The 18,173-nt window shown below is 56.8% G+C and carries 14 protein-coding genes and 1 pseudogene; 11 read left to right on the top strand and 4 right to left on the bottom strand.

Translation table 11 applies throughout. From position 1 onward, the window contains the following. The first annotated feature begins 21 nt into the window (after positions 1–21). The 6 genes and pseudogenes from Q3H59_RS21585 to Q3H59_RS21560 all read left to right on the top strand — a co-directional run bounded on the left by Q3H59_RS21585 (position 22) and on the right by Q3H59_RS21560 (position 6,828). The gene (locus tag Q3H59_RS21585; RefSeq protein WP_280172929.1) at positions 22–1,416 is read left to right on the top strand and encodes an LLM class flavin-dependent oxidoreductase; all 1,395 of its coding nucleotides are present in this window, start codon (positions 22–24) and stop codon (positions 1,414–1,416) included. Next, entirely contained in the window at positions 1,413–2,432 is a 1,020-nt protein-coding gene (locus Q3H59_RS21580; protein WP_309837166.1) for a methionine ABC transporter ATP-binding protein, read from the top strand. Before Q3H59_RS21585 ends, Q3H59_RS21580 begins: the two co-directional genes overlap by 4 nt. Further along, entirely contained in the window at positions 2,429–3,127 is a 699-nt protein-coding gene (locus tag Q3H59_RS21575; RefSeq protein WP_110867052.1) for a methionine ABC transporter permease, read from the top strand. The genes Q3H59_RS21580 and Q3H59_RS21575 overlap by 4 nt, the downstream gene beginning before the upstream one ends. Further along, positions 3,124–3,999 (top strand): MetQ/NlpA family ABC transporter substrate-binding protein, encoded by an 876-nt coding sequence (locus Q3H59_RS21570; RefSeq protein ID WP_192414680.1) that lies wholly within the window; start codon positions 3,124–3,126, stop codon positions 3,997–3,999. Before Q3H59_RS21575 ends, Q3H59_RS21570 begins: the two co-directional genes overlap by 4 nt. Before the next feature lie 177 nt (positions 4,000–4,176). Continuing rightward, positions 4,177–5,617 (top strand): annotated as a pseudogene (locus Q3H59_RS21565) (MFS transporter). Further along, complete coding sequence (locus tag Q3H59_RS21560) at positions 5,614–6,828, top strand: acyl-CoA dehydrogenase family protein (RefSeq protein WP_309837163.1); 1,215 nt, start codon at positions 5,614–5,616, stop codon at positions 6,826–6,828. The pseudogene Q3H59_RS21565 and the gene Q3H59_RS21560 overlap by 4 nt, the downstream one beginning before the upstream one ends. 75 nt (positions 6,829–6,903) lie before the next feature. Here the strand turns inward: Q3H59_RS21560 and Q3H59_RS21555 are convergent, their stop codons facing one another. Further along, entirely contained in the window at positions 6,904–7,851 is a 948-nt protein-coding gene (locus Q3H59_RS21555; RefSeq protein WP_309837160.1) for a sulfonate ABC transporter substrate-binding protein, read from the bottom strand. A 254-nt stretch (positions 7,852–8,105) separates the two neighbouring features. Between Q3H59_RS21555 and Q3H59_RS21550 the strand changes: the two genes are divergently transcribed. Continuing rightward, positions 8,106–10,163: an FUSC family protein gene (locus tag Q3H59_RS21550; RefSeq protein ID WP_309837159.1), complete on the top strand. Its 2,058-nt coding sequence runs from the start codon at positions 8,106–8,108 to the stop codon at positions 10,161–10,163. Between the two features lie 15 nt (positions 10,164–10,178). Continuing rightward, positions 10,179–10,868, top strand: coding sequence for an aspartate/glutamate racemase family protein (locus Q3H59_RS21545; protein WP_192414671.1), 690 nt, complete (start codon positions 10,179–10,181; stop codon positions 10,866–10,868). Positions 10,869–10,906: 38 nt separating this feature from the next. Here the strand turns inward: Q3H59_RS21545 and Q3H59_RS21540 are convergent, their stop codons facing one another. Beyond that, positions 10,907–11,974 carry a LacI family DNA-binding transcriptional regulator gene (locus Q3H59_RS21540; protein WP_277975164.1) on the bottom strand — a complete coding sequence of 356 codons (1,068 nt, stop codon included), beginning with the start codon at positions 11,972–11,974 and terminating at the stop codon, positions 10,907–10,909. A gap of 99 nt (positions 11,975–12,073) precedes the next feature. On the opposite strand from Q3H59_RS21540, the gene Q3H59_RS21535 reads away from it, so the two are divergent. After that, complete coding sequence (locus tag Q3H59_RS21535) at positions 12,074–12,841, top strand: YdcF family protein (RefSeq protein ID WP_137387139.1); 768 nt, start codon at positions 12,074–12,076, stop codon at positions 12,839–12,841. Positions 12,842–12,871: 30 nt separating this feature from the next. On the opposite strand, the gene Q3H59_RS21530 is transcribed toward Q3H59_RS21535, so the two are convergent. After that, on the bottom strand, positions 12,872–13,783 hold the full coding sequence (locus Q3H59_RS21530) for a ketopantoate reductase family protein (protein WP_192414667.1): 912 nt from the start codon (positions 13,781–13,783) through the stop codon (positions 12,872–12,874). Between the two features lie 211 nt (positions 13,784–13,994). Between Q3H59_RS21530 and fusA the strand changes: the two genes are divergently transcribed. After that, positions 13,995–16,091, top strand: a complete 2,097-nt coding sequence (gene fusA, locus Q3H59_RS21525) for an elongation factor G (protein WP_277975165.1) — start codon at positions 13,995–13,997, stop codon at positions 16,089–16,091. A 168-nt stretch (positions 16,092–16,259) separates the two neighbouring features. Continuing rightward, the gene (locus Q3H59_RS21520) at positions 16,260–16,853 is read left to right on the top strand and encodes a LuxR C-terminal-related transcriptional regulator (protein ID WP_210080120.1); all 594 of its coding nucleotides are present in this window, start codon (positions 16,260–16,262) and stop codon (positions 16,851–16,853) included. Between the two features lie 151 nt (positions 16,854–17,004). Here the strand turns inward: Q3H59_RS21520 and Q3H59_RS21515 are convergent, their stop codons facing one another. Next, entirely contained in the window at positions 17,005–18,171 is a 1,167-nt protein-coding gene (locus Q3H59_RS21515) for a CfaE/CblD family pilus tip adhesin (protein WP_277975166.1), read from the bottom strand. Positions 18,172–18,173: the final 2 nt, after the last annotated feature.

Genomic DNA, 18,173 nt, shown 5'->3' with positions numbered 1-18,173 from the left:
GGCCTCGCTATGGAGATTGCTATGCCATCGCAACGTGAAATTCGCTTGAACGCATTTGATATGAACTGTGTCGGACACCAGTCGCCGGGCCTGTGGGCACATCCGCGTGACCGTTCCTGGCAATACAAAGACCTGGAGTATTGGGTCGATTTGGCGCGCCTGCTGGAGCGCGGCAAATTTGACGGCCTGTTTATCGCCGACGTGCTCGGCGTTTACGATGTACTCAACGGCAACGGCGATGCGGCGATCCGCCAGGCGACGCAGGTGCCGGTCAACGATCCGTTAGCGCTGATTACGCCAATGGCGCTGGTGACCGAACACCTCGGCTTTGGTCTTACGGCGTCGCTGTCGTTTGAGCATCCCTATCCGTTTGCGCGCCGCTTATCCACGCTCGATCACCTGACCAAAGGCCGCATCGGCTGGAACATCGTCACCTCGTATCTGGAGAGCGGGGCGCGCAACATTGGGCACAAAACCCAGATCGATCACGATAGCCGCTACGATTACGCCGACGAGTATCTGCAAGTGGTGTACAAGCTGCTGGAAGGCAGCTGGGAGCAGGATGCAGTATTGCGTGACCGCGAACGCCGTATCTTCAGCGACCCGCGTAAAATCCATCCCATCAATCATCAGGGCACCTTCTTCAACGTGCCGGGCATTCACCTGTGCGAACCGTCACCGCAGCGCACGCCGGTGCTGTATCAGGCGGGCGCATCGAGTCGTGGCAAACAGTTTGCCGCAGAACATGCCGAATGCGTATTTGTTGCCGCGCCGTCAAAAGTGCTGCTGAAGAAAACCGTCGCCGATATTCGCCGCCGCGCGGTGGAAGCGGGGCGCGATCCTTACAGCATCAAAATCTTCAATCTGCAAACCGTGATTGTTGGCGAAACCGATCTGGCGGCGCAGGCGAAATGGAAAGAGTACACCACTTGGGTCAGCTACGAAGGCGCGCTGGCGCTGGTATCAGGCTGGACCGGTATCGACTTCGGCCAGTATCAGCCGGATCAGGTGCTGAAATATATCCACACCAATGCCATTCAATCGGCGGTCGAAACTTTCTCCACCGCTGATCCCGATCGTCAGTGGACGGTAAAAGCACTGGCGGATTGGGTTGGCATCGGCGGTTTTGGTCCGCTGATTGTCGGCAGCGCGGAAACCGTCGCGGATGAGTTGCAAAGCTGGGTTGAAGAGACCGACGTAGATGGCTTCAACTTCGCTTACGCACTGACCCATGAAACCTTTGAAGATGTGGTGGAGCTGCTGATCCCGGAGCTGCAAAAGCGCGGCGTCTACAAAAAAGAGTACGCGCAGGGCACGTTGCGCGAGAAGTTATTCTCCGCCGGCCCGCAGCTGCAAGCACCGCATCCGGGCGCGGGCTATCGCGTTAAATCCTCCACGCCGCAGGAGGTCTTATGATCGAAATAGATCAGCTCAGCAAACACTATCGCGCGCCCGACGGCCGCATCACCGAGGTGCTGAAATCCATCAGCCTGCAAGTACCGCAAGCCAACATCACCGCGGTAGTTGGGCCGAGCGGCGCGGGTAAATCGACGCTGGCGAAGTGCATTAGCCTGCTAGAGCAACCGAGCGCCGGCAGCATCCGCGTTAACGGCAACGATCTTTCTCGTCTGGATGGCGAAGCGCTGCGTCAGGCGCGTCGCTCAATTGGTACCGTGTTCCAGTCTTCCGCGCTGCTGCAACGCAAAACCGCGTGGGAGAATATCGCCTTGCCGCTGCACTATCTTGGCGTAGTGGATCGCGATATCGCCGCGCGCGTGGGCGAACTGCTCGATAGCGTCGGCCTCAGCCACAAAGCCAAAGCCTATCCTGGCCAGCTTTCCGGTGGTCAGCGGCAGCGTATTGGCATCGCGCGTGCGCTGGCATTGCGCCCGTCGGTGTTGCTGGCAGATGAAGCGACGTCAGGGCTCGATCCCGAAGCCACCGTCACCGTGCTCGACCTGCTGAAAAAACTGCGTGATGACTACAAGCTGGCGATTGTGCTGATCACCCATGAAATGGACGCGGTGCGTCAGGCGGCAGATGCGGTAGCGGATATTCGCGACGGCCAAATCGTGCAGTACGGCGTGGTGAAAGAGCTGCTGGCGCAACCCGATTCGCTATTGGGACAGCGCCTGTTCCCGCTGGCGGCGCAGGCGGGCGATGCCGAACTGGTGTTGCAGCTCAGTTATCGCACCGATGTGCCAGTCGCCAGCGACTGGATTTCGCGCCTCAGCCAGCAGTTTGGTTTGCGTATTGATCTGCTCGGCGCGCACGTCGAGCAGGTGAATGGTCTGCAAGCTGGCCGCCTCAAGGTGGGCATTCACTATCAGCAGGAACGCGTGCCGCTGGCGCGTTTACTGTCGCAGCTGGAACAGCTGGGCTTAGTTGCCAGCGTTTCGGGCAGCGTGTTGCCATTGCGGGAGGCGGTATGAGCGTATCAGTGATGAGTCAGGATACGCCGTGGCCAGACATCCCGGCGCTGATGCTGCCCGCTCTGGGCGAAACCGCGTTGATGGTGGCGATCGTGATGCTGTTCGTGGTCACCTTCGGCGGCATCGTCGGCGTGGTGCTGTTCAACACCTCGGTGCGCGGCCTGTTTCCCCATCGCGGTATCAATCGGGTGCTGAGTTGGATTGTCAACATGGGGCGTTCGCTGCCGTTTCTGGTGCTGATGGCGGCCATCATTCCGTTCACCTTCTGGCTAACCGGCACCACCATCGGCATTCCTGCCGCCGTTGTGCCGATGATCGCCGCGGGTATTCCGTTCTTTGGCCGTTTGGTGGACAACGCGCTGCGTGAGCTGCCCGGTGAAGTCACGGCGGTGGGCTTGGTGTGCGGCGGTTCGCGCTGGCAGATCATCCGCTCGGCACAACTTAGCGAAGCGCTGCCGGCGATTGTGGCGGCAGTGACGCTCAACCTGATCTCAATGATTGAGTACTCCGCCATTGCCGGCACCATCGGCGCGGGCGGTATCGGCTATCTGGCGGTGGTGTACGGTTATCAGCGCTTCGATAATCACATCATGATCGCCACCATCGTGGTGCTGATCGCCTTAATTCAAACCATTCAATTTCTCGGCGACCGTTTGGTCACCGCATTACGCCATCCTCAGGGGACATCGTTATGACAACACAAGATTTCGAGCTGCGTAAAACCCGCCGCTGGCCGTGGCTGCTACTGATTATAGTGGTCGTTTTACTTGCAGCAGGCGGCTGGTTCTGGCGCAGCCAACAGGCGCAGGCGGTGGTCTTTGGCACCACGCTGAAGGTGCATTTTGAACCGGCGATGGCGGGCGAGCAGAAGCTGATTGAATACGTTGGCGAGCACATCGCGCCCGATTACGGCCTGAAGCTGGAGGCGGTTGGCGTGCAGGATCCGGTGCAAGCCGATCGCGCGGTAGCGGAAGGGCAGTATGCCGCCACCGTGTATCAGCATCAGTGGTGGCTAAAGCAAGTGGTGGATGCCAACGGTTTTGCGCTCACCTCAACGCTGCCGCTGTTCCAGTGGGCGTTTGGCATCTACTCCGATCGCTACACATCGGTAGCGGATCTGCCGCAGGGCGCGACCATCGTGGTGCCGGATGATGGCGCCAATCAGGGCCAGGCATTATGGTTGCTGGCGCGTCAGGGTTTAATCACGCTCGATCCCAACGTCGAGCCGCGCACGGCCAAACTGAAGAACATTGTCGGCAATCCGCACGGTTTCGTGTTTAAAGAGCTCGATTTGCTGACCATGCCGCGTGCGCTCAACTCGGTGGATGCGGCGATTGGTTACGTTTCGCAATTTGATGCCGGTAAAGTGCCGCGCGAAAAAGGCATTCTCTTCCCGCCTGCGCCGCGCACTTTCGCCTCACAGCTGGTGATTGGCACGCCTTATCTGGACCAGGAAAACATTGAGAAGCTGAAAAAAGCCTTCTCCGATCCGCGCGTCCAGCAGTGGTTGAAGACCACCGACGATCCGCTGGTAAAAGGCGTGTTGGTGCCGGTCTCAGCCGAATAAATGGTTGTTGTTTGAACACCCGGACGCGTCAGGCGTGTCCGGGTTTTTGTGTTGGCTAAAAACTATTTATCTAATTGATTTTAATGTAAATTTATATCAAGAATTGTTGTTTTGGCGCAGCCAGAAAAACGCTTATAACAACCTCACCTGCACTACAAAACAACAACGTGAGGCGTTATGAGTTCTCTTCCTTTAGAAAACACCATTCCGGTTTCCGAACCGGTACGTTCGGTCAGTGATGTGGCAAGGCTGATAAACACTCGCACCAAAAATGACAACTACGCGCGCATGATTGTGTTCCTCGCGCTCGGCGGCGTGTTCCTCGACGCCTACGATCTCACCACGCTGTCGTACGGCATCGATGATGTGGTGCGCGAGTTTCAGCTCTCGCCGCTGCTCACCGGCTTAGTCACTTCCTCAATTATGGTTGGTACCATCGTCGGCAATCTGGTGGGCGGGTGGCTGACGGATAAATATGGCCGCTATTCGGTGTTCATGGCCGACATGCTGTGTCTTTGTGGTTTCAGCGATTGCGGCGGGGTTAGCGCCGAACGTGTGGGTGCTGATTGGCGCGCGCTTCCTGATGGGCGTGGGCGTCGGCATCGATTTGCCGGTGGCGATGTCATATCTGGCGGAGTTCTCCAAATTCGCTGGTAAAGGCAACAAGGCATCCCGACTCGCAGCCTGGTGCCCGATGTGGTACGCCGCCTCAACGCTGTGCTTCCTGCTGATCTTCGCGCTCTACTTCCTGCTGCCGAAAGAGCATCTTGACTGGCTGTGGCGCGCGTCGCTGCTGTTCGGTGCGGTGCCGGCGCTGCTAATCATCGCGGTGCGCAGCAAATTCATGAACGAATCGCCACTGTGGGCGGCGAATCAGGGCGATCTGAAATCCGCGGTGCGCATTCTGCGTGATTCCTACGGCATTCACGCGCACGAAGCGGAACACGAAGCGCCACCGGCTGCTGCGGCCCCTAAAGTGAGTTTCCGCGTGCTGTTTGAGAAGCCGTGGCGCGAACGCACCATCGTCGCGGGCGTGATGAACATCTGTATCTCGTTTGAATACACCGCCATTGCTTTCTTCCTGCCGTCGATTCTGGCGCAGTTCCTCGGCGCGGGCGTGTTTGAAACCATCTCGGCATCGCTGGGACTCAACGCGCTGTTCGCCTTTACCGGCGGCCTGCTTGGCATGCGTCTGGCGTGGAAATATCCGTCGCGCCACGTCGCGATTGCTGGCTTTGCCCTGCAATTCTTTGCGCTGATCGCGCTGGCGTTAATTGGTCATCCGCAAGCCATCGCCGGAATCGTCTTTGCGGTATTGATGCTCGGCTTGTGGCTGTTTGCCGAAGGCTTCGGGCCGGGCGCGCAGCTGATGGTCTATCCAGCGCTTTCCTATCCAACCTCAATTCGCGCCACCGGCGTGGGCTTTAGCCGCGCACTTTCCGGCATCGGTAGCGCGTTAGCGCTGTTCATTCTGCCGATTCTGCAGGCCGCGCTCGGCACCAATATGTTTTGGGTGGTATCGCTGGCAGCGATCATCCCAATCTTCTTCCTGCTGGCGGTGCGCCACGAGCCCACGCTGCATGACATCGACGATCTTTCACCTCAGGAGTCACCATGAGTTTACTGGCAACAGGCACCGATTATGAGGCGCTGGCGGCGCACTTCCGGCCGATTTTCGCGCGCATCGCTGAAGGAACGGTAGCACGCGAGCGGGAACGTACTTTGCCGCATCAACCGATTAGCTGGCTGAAAGAGGCGGGATTTGGCACGGTGCGTATTCCGCAAGAGAAGGGCGGTTGGGGCGCATCGCTGCCGCAGCTGTTCCAGCTGTTAACCGAGCTGGCAGAAGCCGACTCGAATCTGCCGCAGGCGCTGCGCGCGCATTTCGCTTTTGTCGAAGATCGATTGAATCAGCCGGATAGCGCGGAACGCGATCGCTGGTTTGGCCGTTTTATTGATGGCGAGCTGGTGGGCAGCGGCTGGACGGAAATTGGCACGGTAAAACTCGGCGATGTCATCACGCGCGTCACGCCAGGCGAAAGCGGCTGGACGCTGAGCGGCGAGAAGTTTTACAGCACCGGCACGCTGTTCGCCGACTGGATTGATGTCTATGCGCGCCGCAATGACAATCAGGGCGACGTTATCGCTCTGGTGAACACTCACCAACCTGGGGTGACGCGTGAGGACGACTGGGACGGCTTTGGCCAGCGCTTAACCGGCAGCGGCACCACGCGTTTCGCTAACGCCCATGTCGAGCAGGAACACGTCTACGATTTCGCCACCCGCTTCCGTTATCAAACCGCCTTCTATCAGCATGTCTTGCTGGCCACGCTGGCGGGAATCGGTCGTGCGGTGGCGCGCGATGGTGCGCAGGCGGTGGCGGCGCGAAATCGGGTTTACAGTCACGGCAACGGCGGTGTTGCGCGTCGGGATGCGCAGATTCTGCAGGTGATCGGGCAAATCACCAGCCTGGCGTTTGCGGTGGAAGCCACGGTGATCCGCGCGACACATTCACTGCAATCAGCATATGTTGCCCACGTCAGCAACGATGAAGCGCAAATTGCCGCCGCGAATGTGCTGGCCGAAGCCGAAGCGGGGCAGGCGCAGGTGATTGCCAGCGAGCTGGTGACACGCGCCGCCACCGAGCTGTTTAACGCACTGGGCGCATCGGATACGCGCGTCAGCAAAGCGCTGGATCGTCACTGGCGCAACGCGCGCACCCTGTCGTCACATAATCCGGTGGTGTACAAAGCGCGTGATATCGGCGACTGGAAAGTGAATGGCACCGCACCCACCAGTGTGTGGCAGATTGGCAGCGGAGAGGGCTGATAAAACCCGGTGCGCATAAATGCGCACCGGGCATGTAAGGTCGCTATTCATGACGACCTGGTTGTTGGTAATGACTTACTTCTTATCCAGCGACCAGGTCGCGCTGCGCACATCCACTTTCACCGGCAACAGTCCCACGCGCGTAAAGGTATCCGCTAACGCCTGCTGCTCATCAAACACCTGCGGCGACATGCGTGACGCGCCGTAAGGCAGGCGTTTAATGGTGGTTTGCCAGATGGATTTATCCAGGCCGGTTGATTTCGACAGAATCGCTGCCGCGTCATCCGGGTTCTTGTTGGCCCAATCGCTGAGTTTGCTCAACTCATCGACAACCTGTTTCGCAGTATCAGGATGACCTTCCGCGAACGGACGGCTGGCGAGATAGAAGGTGTAATGTGGCACTAATCCTTCCGCATTGCGGATTTCACGCGCACCGGCATTGGCTTCCACTTCGGCAAGGTATGGATCCCAAATCACCCATGCATCAATCGCGCCTTTCTGGAAAGCCGCGCGTGCATCGGCGGGCGGCAGATACACCGGCGTCACATCTTTGTAGTTAAGCCCCGCATCTTCCAGCGCTTTTACCAGCAGATAGTTAACGTCAGAGCCTTTGTTCAGACCGACACGTTTACCTTTCAAATCCGCTACGCTTTTAATGGCAGAATCTTTTGGCACCACGATGGCTTCGGTTTTTGGGTTAGCCGGTGAATGCCCAAGATAGATCAAATCGGCTTTCGCTGCCTGGGCGAAGGCAGGCGGCGCATCGCCGGTTGCCGCCAAATCAATGCTGCCAACGTTTAAGCCTTCCAGCATCTGCGGGCCCGCCGGGAACTCCACCCAGCGGATAGCGATGCCTTCCTTCTTAAAGGTTTCATCCAGCGTGCCGCGATATTTCAGCAGGGCAAAGATGTTGGCTTTTTGATAGCCGATGGTTACGGTTTCTGGGTTAGCGGCAAAAGCGTGCGTGGAGAGCAGGCTAACGCTGAGAGCTAAAGCGCTCAGGACAGGAAGTTTTGCTTTCATGATGATTCTCACGTGGTTTTTTTGCCACCTTAGCAAAGCCCTTATATAACCAATAAATAACTAATTTCGATCGCTTATAACTATTATCTATGTGATCTGGATCATTCACTGTAATCAGCAAACGCGTCCGTCATTTCCATAGATGCCCATATAATTAGCACGGTAATAATTTGTATAACAAATCAAAATGCCATTGCCAAAAGCTTCTGTCAGGATAAGCCATTCCGCTGCCTGCATAAGGTTTTACCCGTTCTATGAAGTGGTTTTCACGAAGCGCAATGCTGTTTTCTGCCAAAACCTGTCTTGCTGCCTTTCTGGCTTTTTACATTGCTCTGGAACTCAATCTCGATAAACCGGCCTGGTCACTGACTACAGTGTACGTTGCCTCGCAGCTCTATTCGGGATCAACGGTATCAAAATCGGTTTTCCGTTTCTTCGGCACCCTGCTGGGCGGCTTGTTTACGCTACTGATCTACCCCGCCACGGTGCAGGATCCGCTGCTGTTCAGCCTGTGCATCTCCCTTTGGGTGGCGGTTTGTCTCTATCTTTCGCTGCACGACCGCACGCCGAAGAGCTATGTGTTTATGCTGGCGGGCTACAGCGCTGCGATCATGGGTTTTCCCGATGTGGTGTCGCCATCGGCCATCACCTACACGGTGATCTCGCGTGTTGAGGAGATCACTGTCGCTATCGTCTGCAGCAGCCTGGTGCATCGCCTGCTGTGGCCGGTCTCGATGCGCAATCTGTTAGAGCAGAGCGTGAACCTGTGGTATCAGAACGCGCGCAAGCTGTGCAGCGAACTGGTCACGGCGATGCCCGCTGAGAAGTCGGTGGAGCGCGAAGATATCCTGATTCAGATGGCCAACTATCCGCTTAACGTCGAAACGCTCATCACGCACTGCGTGTATGAAGGCGATGCCGCGCGGCGTCTGGTGCGCTTAGTCAGCGTGCAGTATCAGCATCTCTCCTATTTCATCCCCACGCTGACGGCAATCGAATCGCGCCTCAATTTGCTGGCGCAGCAGCAAATCCGTTTCCCCGACTTTATCGCCGAGGTGTTTCAGCAATTTTTGCTGTGGCTAAATGGTGAAGATCAGCTGCCGGTGCGCGACCAGCTCAGCCACGCGCAAGATCAGCTGAAAAGGGCGTGGCAACAGGGCAGGCTCAACAGCGAAGAGAGCATTTTGCTGAGCGGATTGCTGGAGCGCTTACTCAATTTTGTGCGCATCGTTGATGCCTACCAAAGCGTAAGCGAGCGCGTCAGTGAATGGACGCCCGCGGTTAAAGCCGGAAAAATGGCGCGCGCGCACAAACACGTCGATCAGGGTTTGTTGCTGCTGTCATCGTTTACCGCGTTTATTGCCACCTTCGTTACCTGCCTATTTTGGATCGGCAGCGGCTGGGTGGATGGTGCCACCGCACCGATGATGGCGGCGGTGCTGTGTTCCTTCTTTGCCGGCATGGACAGCCCGATTGCGCCGATGAAACTGTTCCTGAAAGGGGTGCTGATCTCTGTGGTGATCAGCCTGCTGTATATCACCTTGCTGATTCCGCAGGCGGTGACCTTCGAAGCGCTGGTGATTTGCCTTGCGCCGGGCTTGCTGGCGCTGGGATTGGTTATCGCCAATCCGTCAACCAACCTGATTGGTCTGATTGTCGCCACGCAGATTCCCGGGCTGATTGGCATGAGCCACAACTTCAAGCCCGATCTACAGCTTATAGTGAACGCTATTCTTTCGACGCTGGTGGGCATTACCTTCGCGGTGGTGATCACGGCGCTGATCCGCAACAAGCGCCCGTCGTGGACCGCCAAACGCGCGGTGCGCAAAGGTATCCGCGAGCTGCTGCAGTTTATCGCCACGGTGCGGCTCAACAGCGTCACGCTGACCGCGCGTCAGCAGTTTGTCTCGCGCACGCTGGATAAGGTCAACATTATTCTGCCGCGTAAGCGTGTTGATCCGGTGCCGGAGTTGGTCTCCGGCGGCAATCTGATTGCCGAAGCCTGGCTGGGCGCAAACTGCTACGACTATTACACGCGTCATCGTGAGCTGCTGCTGGCGCATCACATCGAAAGCGCGGCGATGTTCCATGAGCTGAGTCAGTTCCTCAAGCGTCGGTTAAAATCGCTGCAAACCACGCCGCAGCCGGAATTGTTAGCGGAATTGAATACGTTGTTGCTGCGGCTGGAAGCGGCAGCGTTGCAGGAGAACACGCTGTTTGCGCCGATGTTCCACCTGTTCAATATTCGCTTATCGTTGTTTCCTGCAGCGCGCTGGCCGGAAAACCATTACAGTGCTGAGCAGCATGTTTAAAACGGAGTTAAGCAGATGAAAATGATCGGTTTGATTGGCGGAATGAGCTGGGAATCCACCGCGCTCTATTACCGAATTATCAATGAGCAGGTGAAGCAGCAGCTGGGGGGTTTGCACTCCGCGCGCAGCCTGATGTACAGCGTCGATTTCCATGAAATCGAAAAGCTACAGGTGGCAGGCGAGTGGCAAAAAGCCGGCGAGATCCTGGCAGAAGCGGCGCTCAGTCTGGAAAAGGGCGGCGCGGATTTTATTGTGCTCTGTACCAATACCATGCACAAAGTCGCGCAGCAGATCACTGATGCGGTCCGCATTCCGCTGCTGCATATCGCCGATGCCACCGCACAACGCATTCGTCAGGCGGGCGTAAAAAAAGTCGGCTTGCTAGCAACGGCGTTCACCATGGAACAGGAATTCTACAAAGGCCGACTTAATCAGTCGGAGATCGACGTTTTGGTTCCCGATGCAGCCGGTCGTAAAGTGGTGCACGACATCATTTATCAGGAACTCTGTCTTGGCGTGATCCGCGATGAATCTCGTGCGCAATACCGCAAGATTATTGCTGAGCTGGTGGAGCAGGGCGCAGAAGCGATCATTCTCGGCTGCACCGAAATCACCTTACTGGTAAAAGCGGAAGATGCCAGCGTGCCGCTGTTCGATACCACCTTGATCCACGCAGAAGACGCCGTAAAACTCGCACTCGGGTAATTACGACCAGGTGCGCAAATTTGCGCACCTAAACCTATTTATGAGGTGCGCTTTAACTTGCGCGCCAACACCTGCAACTGCTGCGCAATCTCCGCCACATCCACCTCATCTTGCTGCGGCGTCGCCGTGGTTTCCCGCAACACTAACTCGGTTTCCAGCGTCTTCTCTGCCACATCGCCGCCTTCCAGCTGCGCCAGCAAGCGATCAACGCTTACCGCGCCCAACTGCTGCAAATCCTGACGCACGGTGGTTAATGGCGGCTGATACCACGCGCTTTCCGCGGTATCGTCGTAGCCAATCAGCGAAATCTCCGCCGGGATCTTCACGCCGTGCTGATGCAGCGCGCGCATCGCGCCGAGCGCCATTTGATCGTTAGCCACCAGCAGCGCTTGCGGCAGAGTGTTGGGCAACTGCGCCTGCAGCGCCTGATAACCCGATGCCGCGCTCCAGTCACCGCTCAGCACGCAGAATGGCTTGAGCTGGTGCGCCGCCAGCGCCTGTTGCCACGCGGCATAACGCGCGCGCGCCGAGGCAGAACTTTCCGGTCCATTTAACACGCCAATCTGGCGATGGCCGAGCGCCACCAGATGATCAACCGCCTGCTGCGCACCGGATTCGCTCTGATACTGGCATTGCGCCACTTCAGCACTGCGCTCCACATCGAGAAACAGCACCGGCTTGTTGTCGCACTGTTGCTGAATCTGCGCAGCCTGCGCCGCATCGAGCGGCAGGTTAATGAGTAGCGCATCCACGCGCTGCGCCAGCAGTTCATTCACTGTATCCTGCGGCGCATTATCGGGATTCGCCATGGCGATCACCAGATGATAACCCTGCGCCGCCGCCCGTTGCTGAATCGCCGAAGCGATCTGCGCGGGCGCCATCAAGGCTAAATCGCTGGTGGCGAGACCCAGCGTGCGGGTGTTTTTGCCCGCCAGCTGCTGCGCCACGCGATTCGGCACATAGTTGAGCTGCTGCATCGCGGCTTCTACTTTGGCGCGGGTGCGCGGCGAAACCTGCTCGGAATGGTTGAGGACGCGGGAAACGGTTTGATAAGAAACCCCAGCCAGATGAGCAACATCGTCGAGGGTTACGGAGCGCGCAGTCATGAATCTCTCCTGAAGATTGAGCTGCGAGTGTAGCAAATTTTTCCCTGCCGACACGCACTTAAGCCGCTACACTGCCAAAGGTAAAAAGAGGAGAACCGGATGCAGCTCAATAACCATCAGATTCAGGATATCAACACCCTGGCGGCCTGGCTGGCGCTGGATCAGATGCCACAAGATGGCACGCTCGACATCGATTTAGCCATTCTCGCTGGTCACGCGGTCCTGCCGAACGTGGAAGCGGTGATTGCCGTGGCGAAAAAGTATCAGCTGCCGTTATTGATCAGCGGCGGCACCGGTCACTCAACCTCGCTGCTGGTGGAGATGCTTGCCGCACATCCGCTGTATCGCCAAATCGACAGCAAAGGCAAAAGCGAAGCCGAGTTGCTGGGCGATGTCGCCCGCGTATTTGCCGCGCTGCCGGACGATTTGCTGCTGCTGGAAACCGCATCACGCAACTGCGGGGAAAACGCCGCCTTCAGCCAAAAGCTGCTGGATGAGCACAGCTGGCAGCCGCAGCGCGTGCTGCTGGTGCAGGATCCGCTGATGCAGCGTCGCACCTGGGAAACCTTCCGCTATCAATGGCGCGATCGTGCGGATGCACCGGAATTTATCAGCTGGCCGGTATTTGTGCCGCAGGTGATGATGGACGCGGGCATGCTGCGCATCATCGGCGCGCCGCCGCAAGGATTGTGGTCGATGGAGCGTTTTCTGTCGCTGCTGATGGGTGAAATCCAGCGCCTGCGCGACGATGAAAACGGCTACGGGCCGCGCGGAAAAGGTTTTCTTGGCCACGTCGAGGTGCCAGAAGCGGTGGAAGCCGGTTGGCAACGCCTGAAGCAGTTGCCCGGCGTGCAGTCACGGTTGTGATGTTTCGGTCGCCATGAATGGCGACCAACGTTATCGGTTCTGCACATACACCTGCAAATTGACATACACCGCGTTTAGCAACGGCGTCACTACGCCGCTGCGTGCGCCGCGCACCAGCAGATCGCCAATCACCTGATCGGCCTCAATCTCAAAGCCCTGGGTTAAATCGCGGTACATCGACGAGGTCATCGCCGCTTGAGGATTGTTCAGCGTCTCATAAATCTTCGCCGTCACCGCCGGACGCTGCTGATAACCTTCCGCACTCAGCACCGCCAACACTTCGCCAAAAACGCCTTGCAGCAGCGCTTCGCCACCTTTTGACGTCAGCACCTGTTGCGTATTGCCACGCGCGATACAACACACCGCACCCAGTGTGCTGAGCAGCAACCATTTTTCCCACAGCTCGCTGATGATGTTGTCGGCAAACACCGTATCAAACTGCGCCGCACGCAGCGCTTCATCCACGCGCTGCAAACGCGCATCGTTGTGACCGTCCAGCGCGCCGTAATAGAGAATATGCAGCGGTGTCATCTGCATCACTTCGCCATTTTCTCCCAGCGTGGCGTTGATTTTGCACAAACCGCCAATCACCTTGTCGCCAAAGCGCGCGCGCAGCGTATCGAAATGGCGCATGCCGTTGAGGATCGGCATGATCAGCGTGTCCGGACCGACGGCGGGCGCGATGTCACTCATCGCCTGATCCAGCGCGAAGCTTTTCACCGTCAAGATAATCAGATCGTAATGGCCATCAAGCGAACCGGCCTGCGCCAGCTGCGGCTGAATCACTTCGCTGCCGCCGGGGGTTTTCAGCACCAGACCGGTTTGCTGCAACTGTTGAAAACGGCGCTCGCGCACCAGAAAAGTCACATCACGTCCTGCTTGCGCCAGACGCGCACCAAAATAGCCGCCGGTGGCGCCGGCGCCGACTACCAGAATACGCATGGTCAATTTTCCCGTTGAGAGTGAAAGTCTTACCTTAAAGTGACCGGCGACGGCTTTCCAGCCCGTAAATGCTGAATCACCTGCAAGTTTTTAACGATGTTTAAAAAAGGCTCAAACTGTTCGTATTTACTCGTACAATAGGTTTAGGCTGTTGCGCAGCGGCGGGCAATGGTGCGCGCCGCAGAACGAGTCGAATGACTAAGGACGCATCATGCCCCGAACCCTCCCCATCGAACGTTATCGCAACATCGGCATCTCCGCGCACATCGATGCCGGTAAAACCACCACCACCGAGCGCATCCTGTTTTACACCGGAATGAGCCACAAGTTAGGTGAAGTGCACGATGGCGCGGCAACCACTGACTGGATGGCGCAGGAGCAGGAGCGTGGGATCACCATTACCTCGGCGGCGGTGAGCTGCTTCTGGCCAGGGATGGACGGCAGCTTTACGCCGCACCGTATCAACATCATCGATACGCCCGGACACGTCGATTTCACCATTGAAGTTGAGCGCTCAATGCGCGTACTCGATGGCGCGGTGATGGTGTATGACGCGGTTGGCGGCGTGCAGCCGCAGTCTGAAACCGTGTGGCGCCAGGCCAACAAATATCATGTGCCGCGCATCGCCTTCGTCAATAAAATGGACCGTCAGGGCGCGGACTTCTTCCGCGTGGTGCAGATGATGAAAGATCGCCTGCACGCCAATCCGGTGCCGATTGTCATTCCCATCGGCGCGGAAGAGCACTTTAGCGGCGTGGTCGATCTTAACAAAATGCGCGCTATTTACTGGGACGACGCCAGCCAGGGCATGAGCTTTAGCTATGCGCCGATTCCTGATGAGTTGCAGGCACTCGCTGCTGAGTGGCGCGAGAACATGGTGGCAGCGGCGGCAGAAGCCAGCGAAGCACTGATGGATCGTTATCTGGAGCAGGGCGATCTCAGTGAAGAGGAGGTGGTTGCCGGATTGCGTCAGCGCACCTTGCTCGGTGAAATCCAGCCGATGCTGTGCGGCAGCGCGTTCAAAAACAAAGGCGTGCAGCGCATGCTCGACGCGGTGATTGAGCTTATGCCTTCGCCGCTCGACGTACCGGCGGTGAGCGGCGTCAACGAGCAGGGCGAACACGATGAACGTCATGCGGATGACAGCGAGCCGTTCTCGGCGCTGGCGTTCAAGCTGATGAGCGATCCCTACGTGGGTCAGCTGACTTTCGTGCGCGTCTATTCCGGCGTGCTGCGTAAAGGCGACAGCGTGTGGAACGCGGTGAAAGGGCGCAAAGAGCGTATCGGTCGCATCGTACAGATGCAGGCCAATGACCGTATTGAGATCGAAGAGATTCGTGCCGGCGATATCGCCGCCTGCGTGGGTTTGAAAGAGGTCACCACCGGCGAAACGCTGTGCGATCCCCATGCGGTGATCACACTTGAGCGCATGGAGTTTCCTGATCCGGTGATTTCGCTGTCGATTGAGCCGAAAACCAAGAGCGATCAGGAGAAAATGGGCCTGGCGCTGCAGCGGCTGGCGGCCGAAGATCCGTCGTTCCGTCTGCACACCGATGAGGAATCGGGCCAGACGATTATCTCCGGCATGGGCGAGCTGCATCTGGAGATTATCGTGGATCGCATGAAGCGCGAGTTTGGCGTGGAAGCCAACATCGGTCGGCCGCAGGTTACCTATCGCGAAACCATTCGCAAAACGGTGCGCGAGGTGGAAGGCAAGTTTGTGCGCCAGTCGGGCGGTAAAGGTCAGTACGGCCATGTGGTGCTGACGCTGGAACCGCAGCAGGCGGGTGGCGGATTTGCCTTTGAAGACGCCACCAAAGGCGGCGTGGTGCCGCGCGAGTTCATTCCTTCGGTGGAGAAGGGGATTCGTGAAGCGCTGAACAGCGGCGTGCTGGCTGGTTATCCGGTGGTGGACATCAAAGCCACGCTGACGTTTGGTTCGTACCACGATGTCGATTCATCGGAAATGGCATTCCGTATGGCGGCGATCTTTGGCTTTAAAGCCGCCGCGAAACTGGCCGATCCGGTGATCCTCGAACCGCTGATGCAGGTGGAAGTGGAAACGCCGGAAGAGTATGCCGGTGGCGTGATGGGCGATTTGTCGGCGCGGCGCGGTACGCTGCAAGGCATGGATGAACGCTTTGGTGCGCGCATTATTCGCGCCGAAGTGCCGCTGTCCGAGATGTTTGGCTACGCCACCACGCTGCGATCGATGTCGCAAGGCCGCGCCACCTACAGCATGGAGTTTGCGCACTATGCGGAAGCACCCCGCAACGTGGCTGAAAGCATCATCGCCGCGCGCGCCTAAGCTTTAGTGTGAAATCAGACCGGGCACAGAGGTAACACTTTGTACCCGGCCTACTTTTAAATCGACCTGTCGACCGCGTGAGTCATTTAGCACCAAAAATGGACAGTTAATTTCCGCCAGGAAGCCGATAGTATTCGCAGAATCAGGAATATTTATCGGAAATTAATCATGGATGTCATTTATCTTGATCAGTCTTGCTATCACCAGCAGGGTTTAATTGCGCTGCTGGAACATTCAAGTATCACTTGCTGTAATACGCTTCGAGAAATGAAGACGCTGATGCTTGACAGGGAAAAAACCGCCACTCTTTCACCGATCATTATTTTTGATCTGCCAGAAAACTTCCGCACGGCGCTGGCTCAGATAGATTATCTGACCAGACTGAAAATCACCTTGAACGCGACGCTGATTTTCTTTTCGGATTCAGTGAAAAACAAGATTAACTACAGCAGTCATGCCATCGCAGCCGATTGTTTTATCGATAAAAAATCTTCAACCGGTACCATTAGTACTAAGCTGGCAATGATGCTGTGCCAACACAAAATCGACCAGCTAATGACGACTCCCGGATTAAATAATCATTTAACCAGGAAAGAGTTTAACTTTCTGCGATGCTTATTCACTTACGAATCGATTGAAGATGTGGCGAAAATAACCGGAATAAATAAAAAAACGCTCTATAGCCATCAGAATAAAATCGTTAAAAAACTCAATCTGAAAAACAGCCTGCATCTCTACCAGCGTTTTACTAATAACTTTTAAACCACCAATCGATTGCCTAATGCTGATAATATAATAATCGCATCAAATCATTGCACATTCCTTAGCGGCGCGATTTATCGCGCAATAAATTGCGCCGCTACAGTGTGTGCGCTCGGTAATTGCAGTTTTTATAACATCACCGTCCGCGCCATTATTGCGTCGTCGGGGTATAAATAATTCTCAACGTCCCCTGATAACGGCCCGCTGTTTTTGACGATAACGTGAAGGCGGGTGTAACAAGCTGCATCGGCGCAGGAACGCACAGCACTGAATTGCTCTGTCCCGGTAACACCACCCGTCGCAACACACCTCTGTTGGTGCCACTCCAGATAATCTCACTGCCGTTCTCAACCACCTGACGCGCTTTGGTCAGCGGGTTGATTACTTCAATCGCATAATCGAGGCGATTTTGCGCCAGAGTTTTATCCGCGCCTGTGCGATATAGCGAAAACAACCCTGTTCCCCGGCCGGGCGCGGCTGCACCTTCGTCCTGAAACAACAGGCTAACCCGGTTGCTGTCAGAATTATTGCCGTCGTACAGGCACATATCCAGCGAACGGCTGCCGCTGACGGTGGTAGTGGCGCGCCCACCGGGGAAGGTTTTTAAACCGAGATCCACAGTGGCGGCCGCATTGCCAAACTCCGGCAGATAGATCTGCTGGTTGCCGTAATCTGTCACCTTAAAGGTCATGTTGGCGATCCAGTCACCCATTTTCGTCACATTGGTACAACCCACGTTTACGTTTTGGGAATTCCCGGTGCAGGACGTCACTGGCCACTGCATCAGCGACATTTTCAGCGTCGCGCTCCAGGTGCCCGCCGATGGGAATTTACTCAGCTCGGAAGAGGGAAGATAGGCAGAATAATCGGTGCCATCGCCACGTGGCGTGACGGCCCCGCCAAAGGCATTCATCGGCACCAGATTGGTCGCCACCACCACATTATTCAGCGAGCGTCTTTTGGTGAGATAGACATTCAGTACCAACGTCTGTTTGGTGCTGCTTTCGGTAAACAACAGCGGCACGGGATAGGGTGACGGCGACGCTTCCAGCCAGACAGGTAATGTCAGGCAGGCACCATATTGATTGCTGGTGCGCGACTGGCAAACCAGCGTATTGCGGCCCCATTTTGGTGCGTCATTGGTATCATAACCGCCATTTTCATTGGTCCAGATCGGCAATTGCGCCGGTACTGACATGCGGTCAAAGGTTACGGCAACGCTGGTATTGCGCCCTGAAGGCGTGAGCATGGCGGCCTGCACCTGCATGCCCGCGATGAGGGCCAATAGCGTCAACGCGCTAATAACTCTACTTTTCATTT

This window comes from Pantoea sp. SORGH_AS_0659 (genome assembly GCF_031453915.1).
GTDB classification, from domain to species: domain Bacteria; phylum Pseudomonadota; class Gammaproteobacteria; order Enterobacterales; family Enterobacteriaceae; genus Pantoea; species Pantoea leporis.
The sequence above is the reverse complement of the archived record's forward strand: the minus strand, read 5'-3'. Positions and strand labels throughout refer to the sequence as shown.

Bases quoted from the DNA above. Each gene is read 5' to 3' on its own strand.
- Q3H59_RS21585 (WP_280172929.1), top strand. From the start codon at position 22: ATGCCATCGCAACGTGAAATTCGCTTGAACGCATTTGATATGAACTGT.
- Q3H59_RS21580 (WP_309837166.1), top strand. From the start codon at position 1,413: ATGATCGAAATAGATCAGCTCAGCAAACACTATCGCGCGCCCGACGGC.
- Q3H59_RS21575 (WP_110867052.1), top strand. From the start codon at position 2,429: ATGAGCGTATCAGTGATGAGTCAGGATACGCCGTGGCCAGACATCCCG.
- Q3H59_RS21570 (WP_192414680.1), top strand. From the start codon at position 3,124: ATGACAACACAAGATTTCGAGCTGCGTAAAACCCGCCGCTGGCCGTGG.
- Q3H59_RS21560 (WP_309837163.1), top strand. From the start codon at position 5,614: ATGAGTTTACTGGCAACAGGCACCGATTATGAGGCGCTGGCGGCGCAC.
- Q3H59_RS21555 (WP_309837160.1), bottom strand. From the start codon at position 7,851: ATGAAAGCAAAACTTCCTGTCCTGAGCGCTTTAGCTCTCAGCGTTAGC.
- Q3H59_RS21550 (WP_309837159.1), top strand. From the start codon at position 8,106: ATGAAGTGGTTTTCACGAAGCGCAATGCTGTTTTCTGCCAAAACCTGT.
- Q3H59_RS21545 (WP_192414671.1), top strand. From the start codon at position 10,179: ATGAAAATGATCGGTTTGATTGGCGGAATGAGCTGGGAATCCACCGCG.
- Q3H59_RS21540 (WP_277975164.1), bottom strand. From the start codon at position 11,974: ATGACTGCGCGCTCCGTAACCCTCGACGATGTTGCTCATCTGGCTGGG.
- Q3H59_RS21535 (WP_137387139.1), top strand. From the start codon at position 12,074: ATGCAGCTCAATAACCATCAGATTCAGGATATCAACACCCTGGCGGCC.
- Q3H59_RS21530 (WP_192414667.1), bottom strand. From the start codon at position 13,783: ATGCGTATTCTGGTAGTCGGCGCCGGCGCCACCGGCGGCTATTTTGGT.
- fusA (WP_277975165.1), top strand. From the start codon at position 13,995: ATGCCCCGAACCCTCCCCATCGAACGTTATCGCAACATCGGCATCTCC.
- Q3H59_RS21520 (WP_210080120.1), top strand. From the start codon at position 16,260: ATGGATGTCATTTATCTTGATCAGTCTTGCTATCACCAGCAGGGTTTA.
- Q3H59_RS21515 (WP_277975166.1), bottom strand. From the start codon at position 18,171: ATGAAAAGTAGAGTTATTAGCGCGTTGACGCTATTGGCCCTCATCGCG.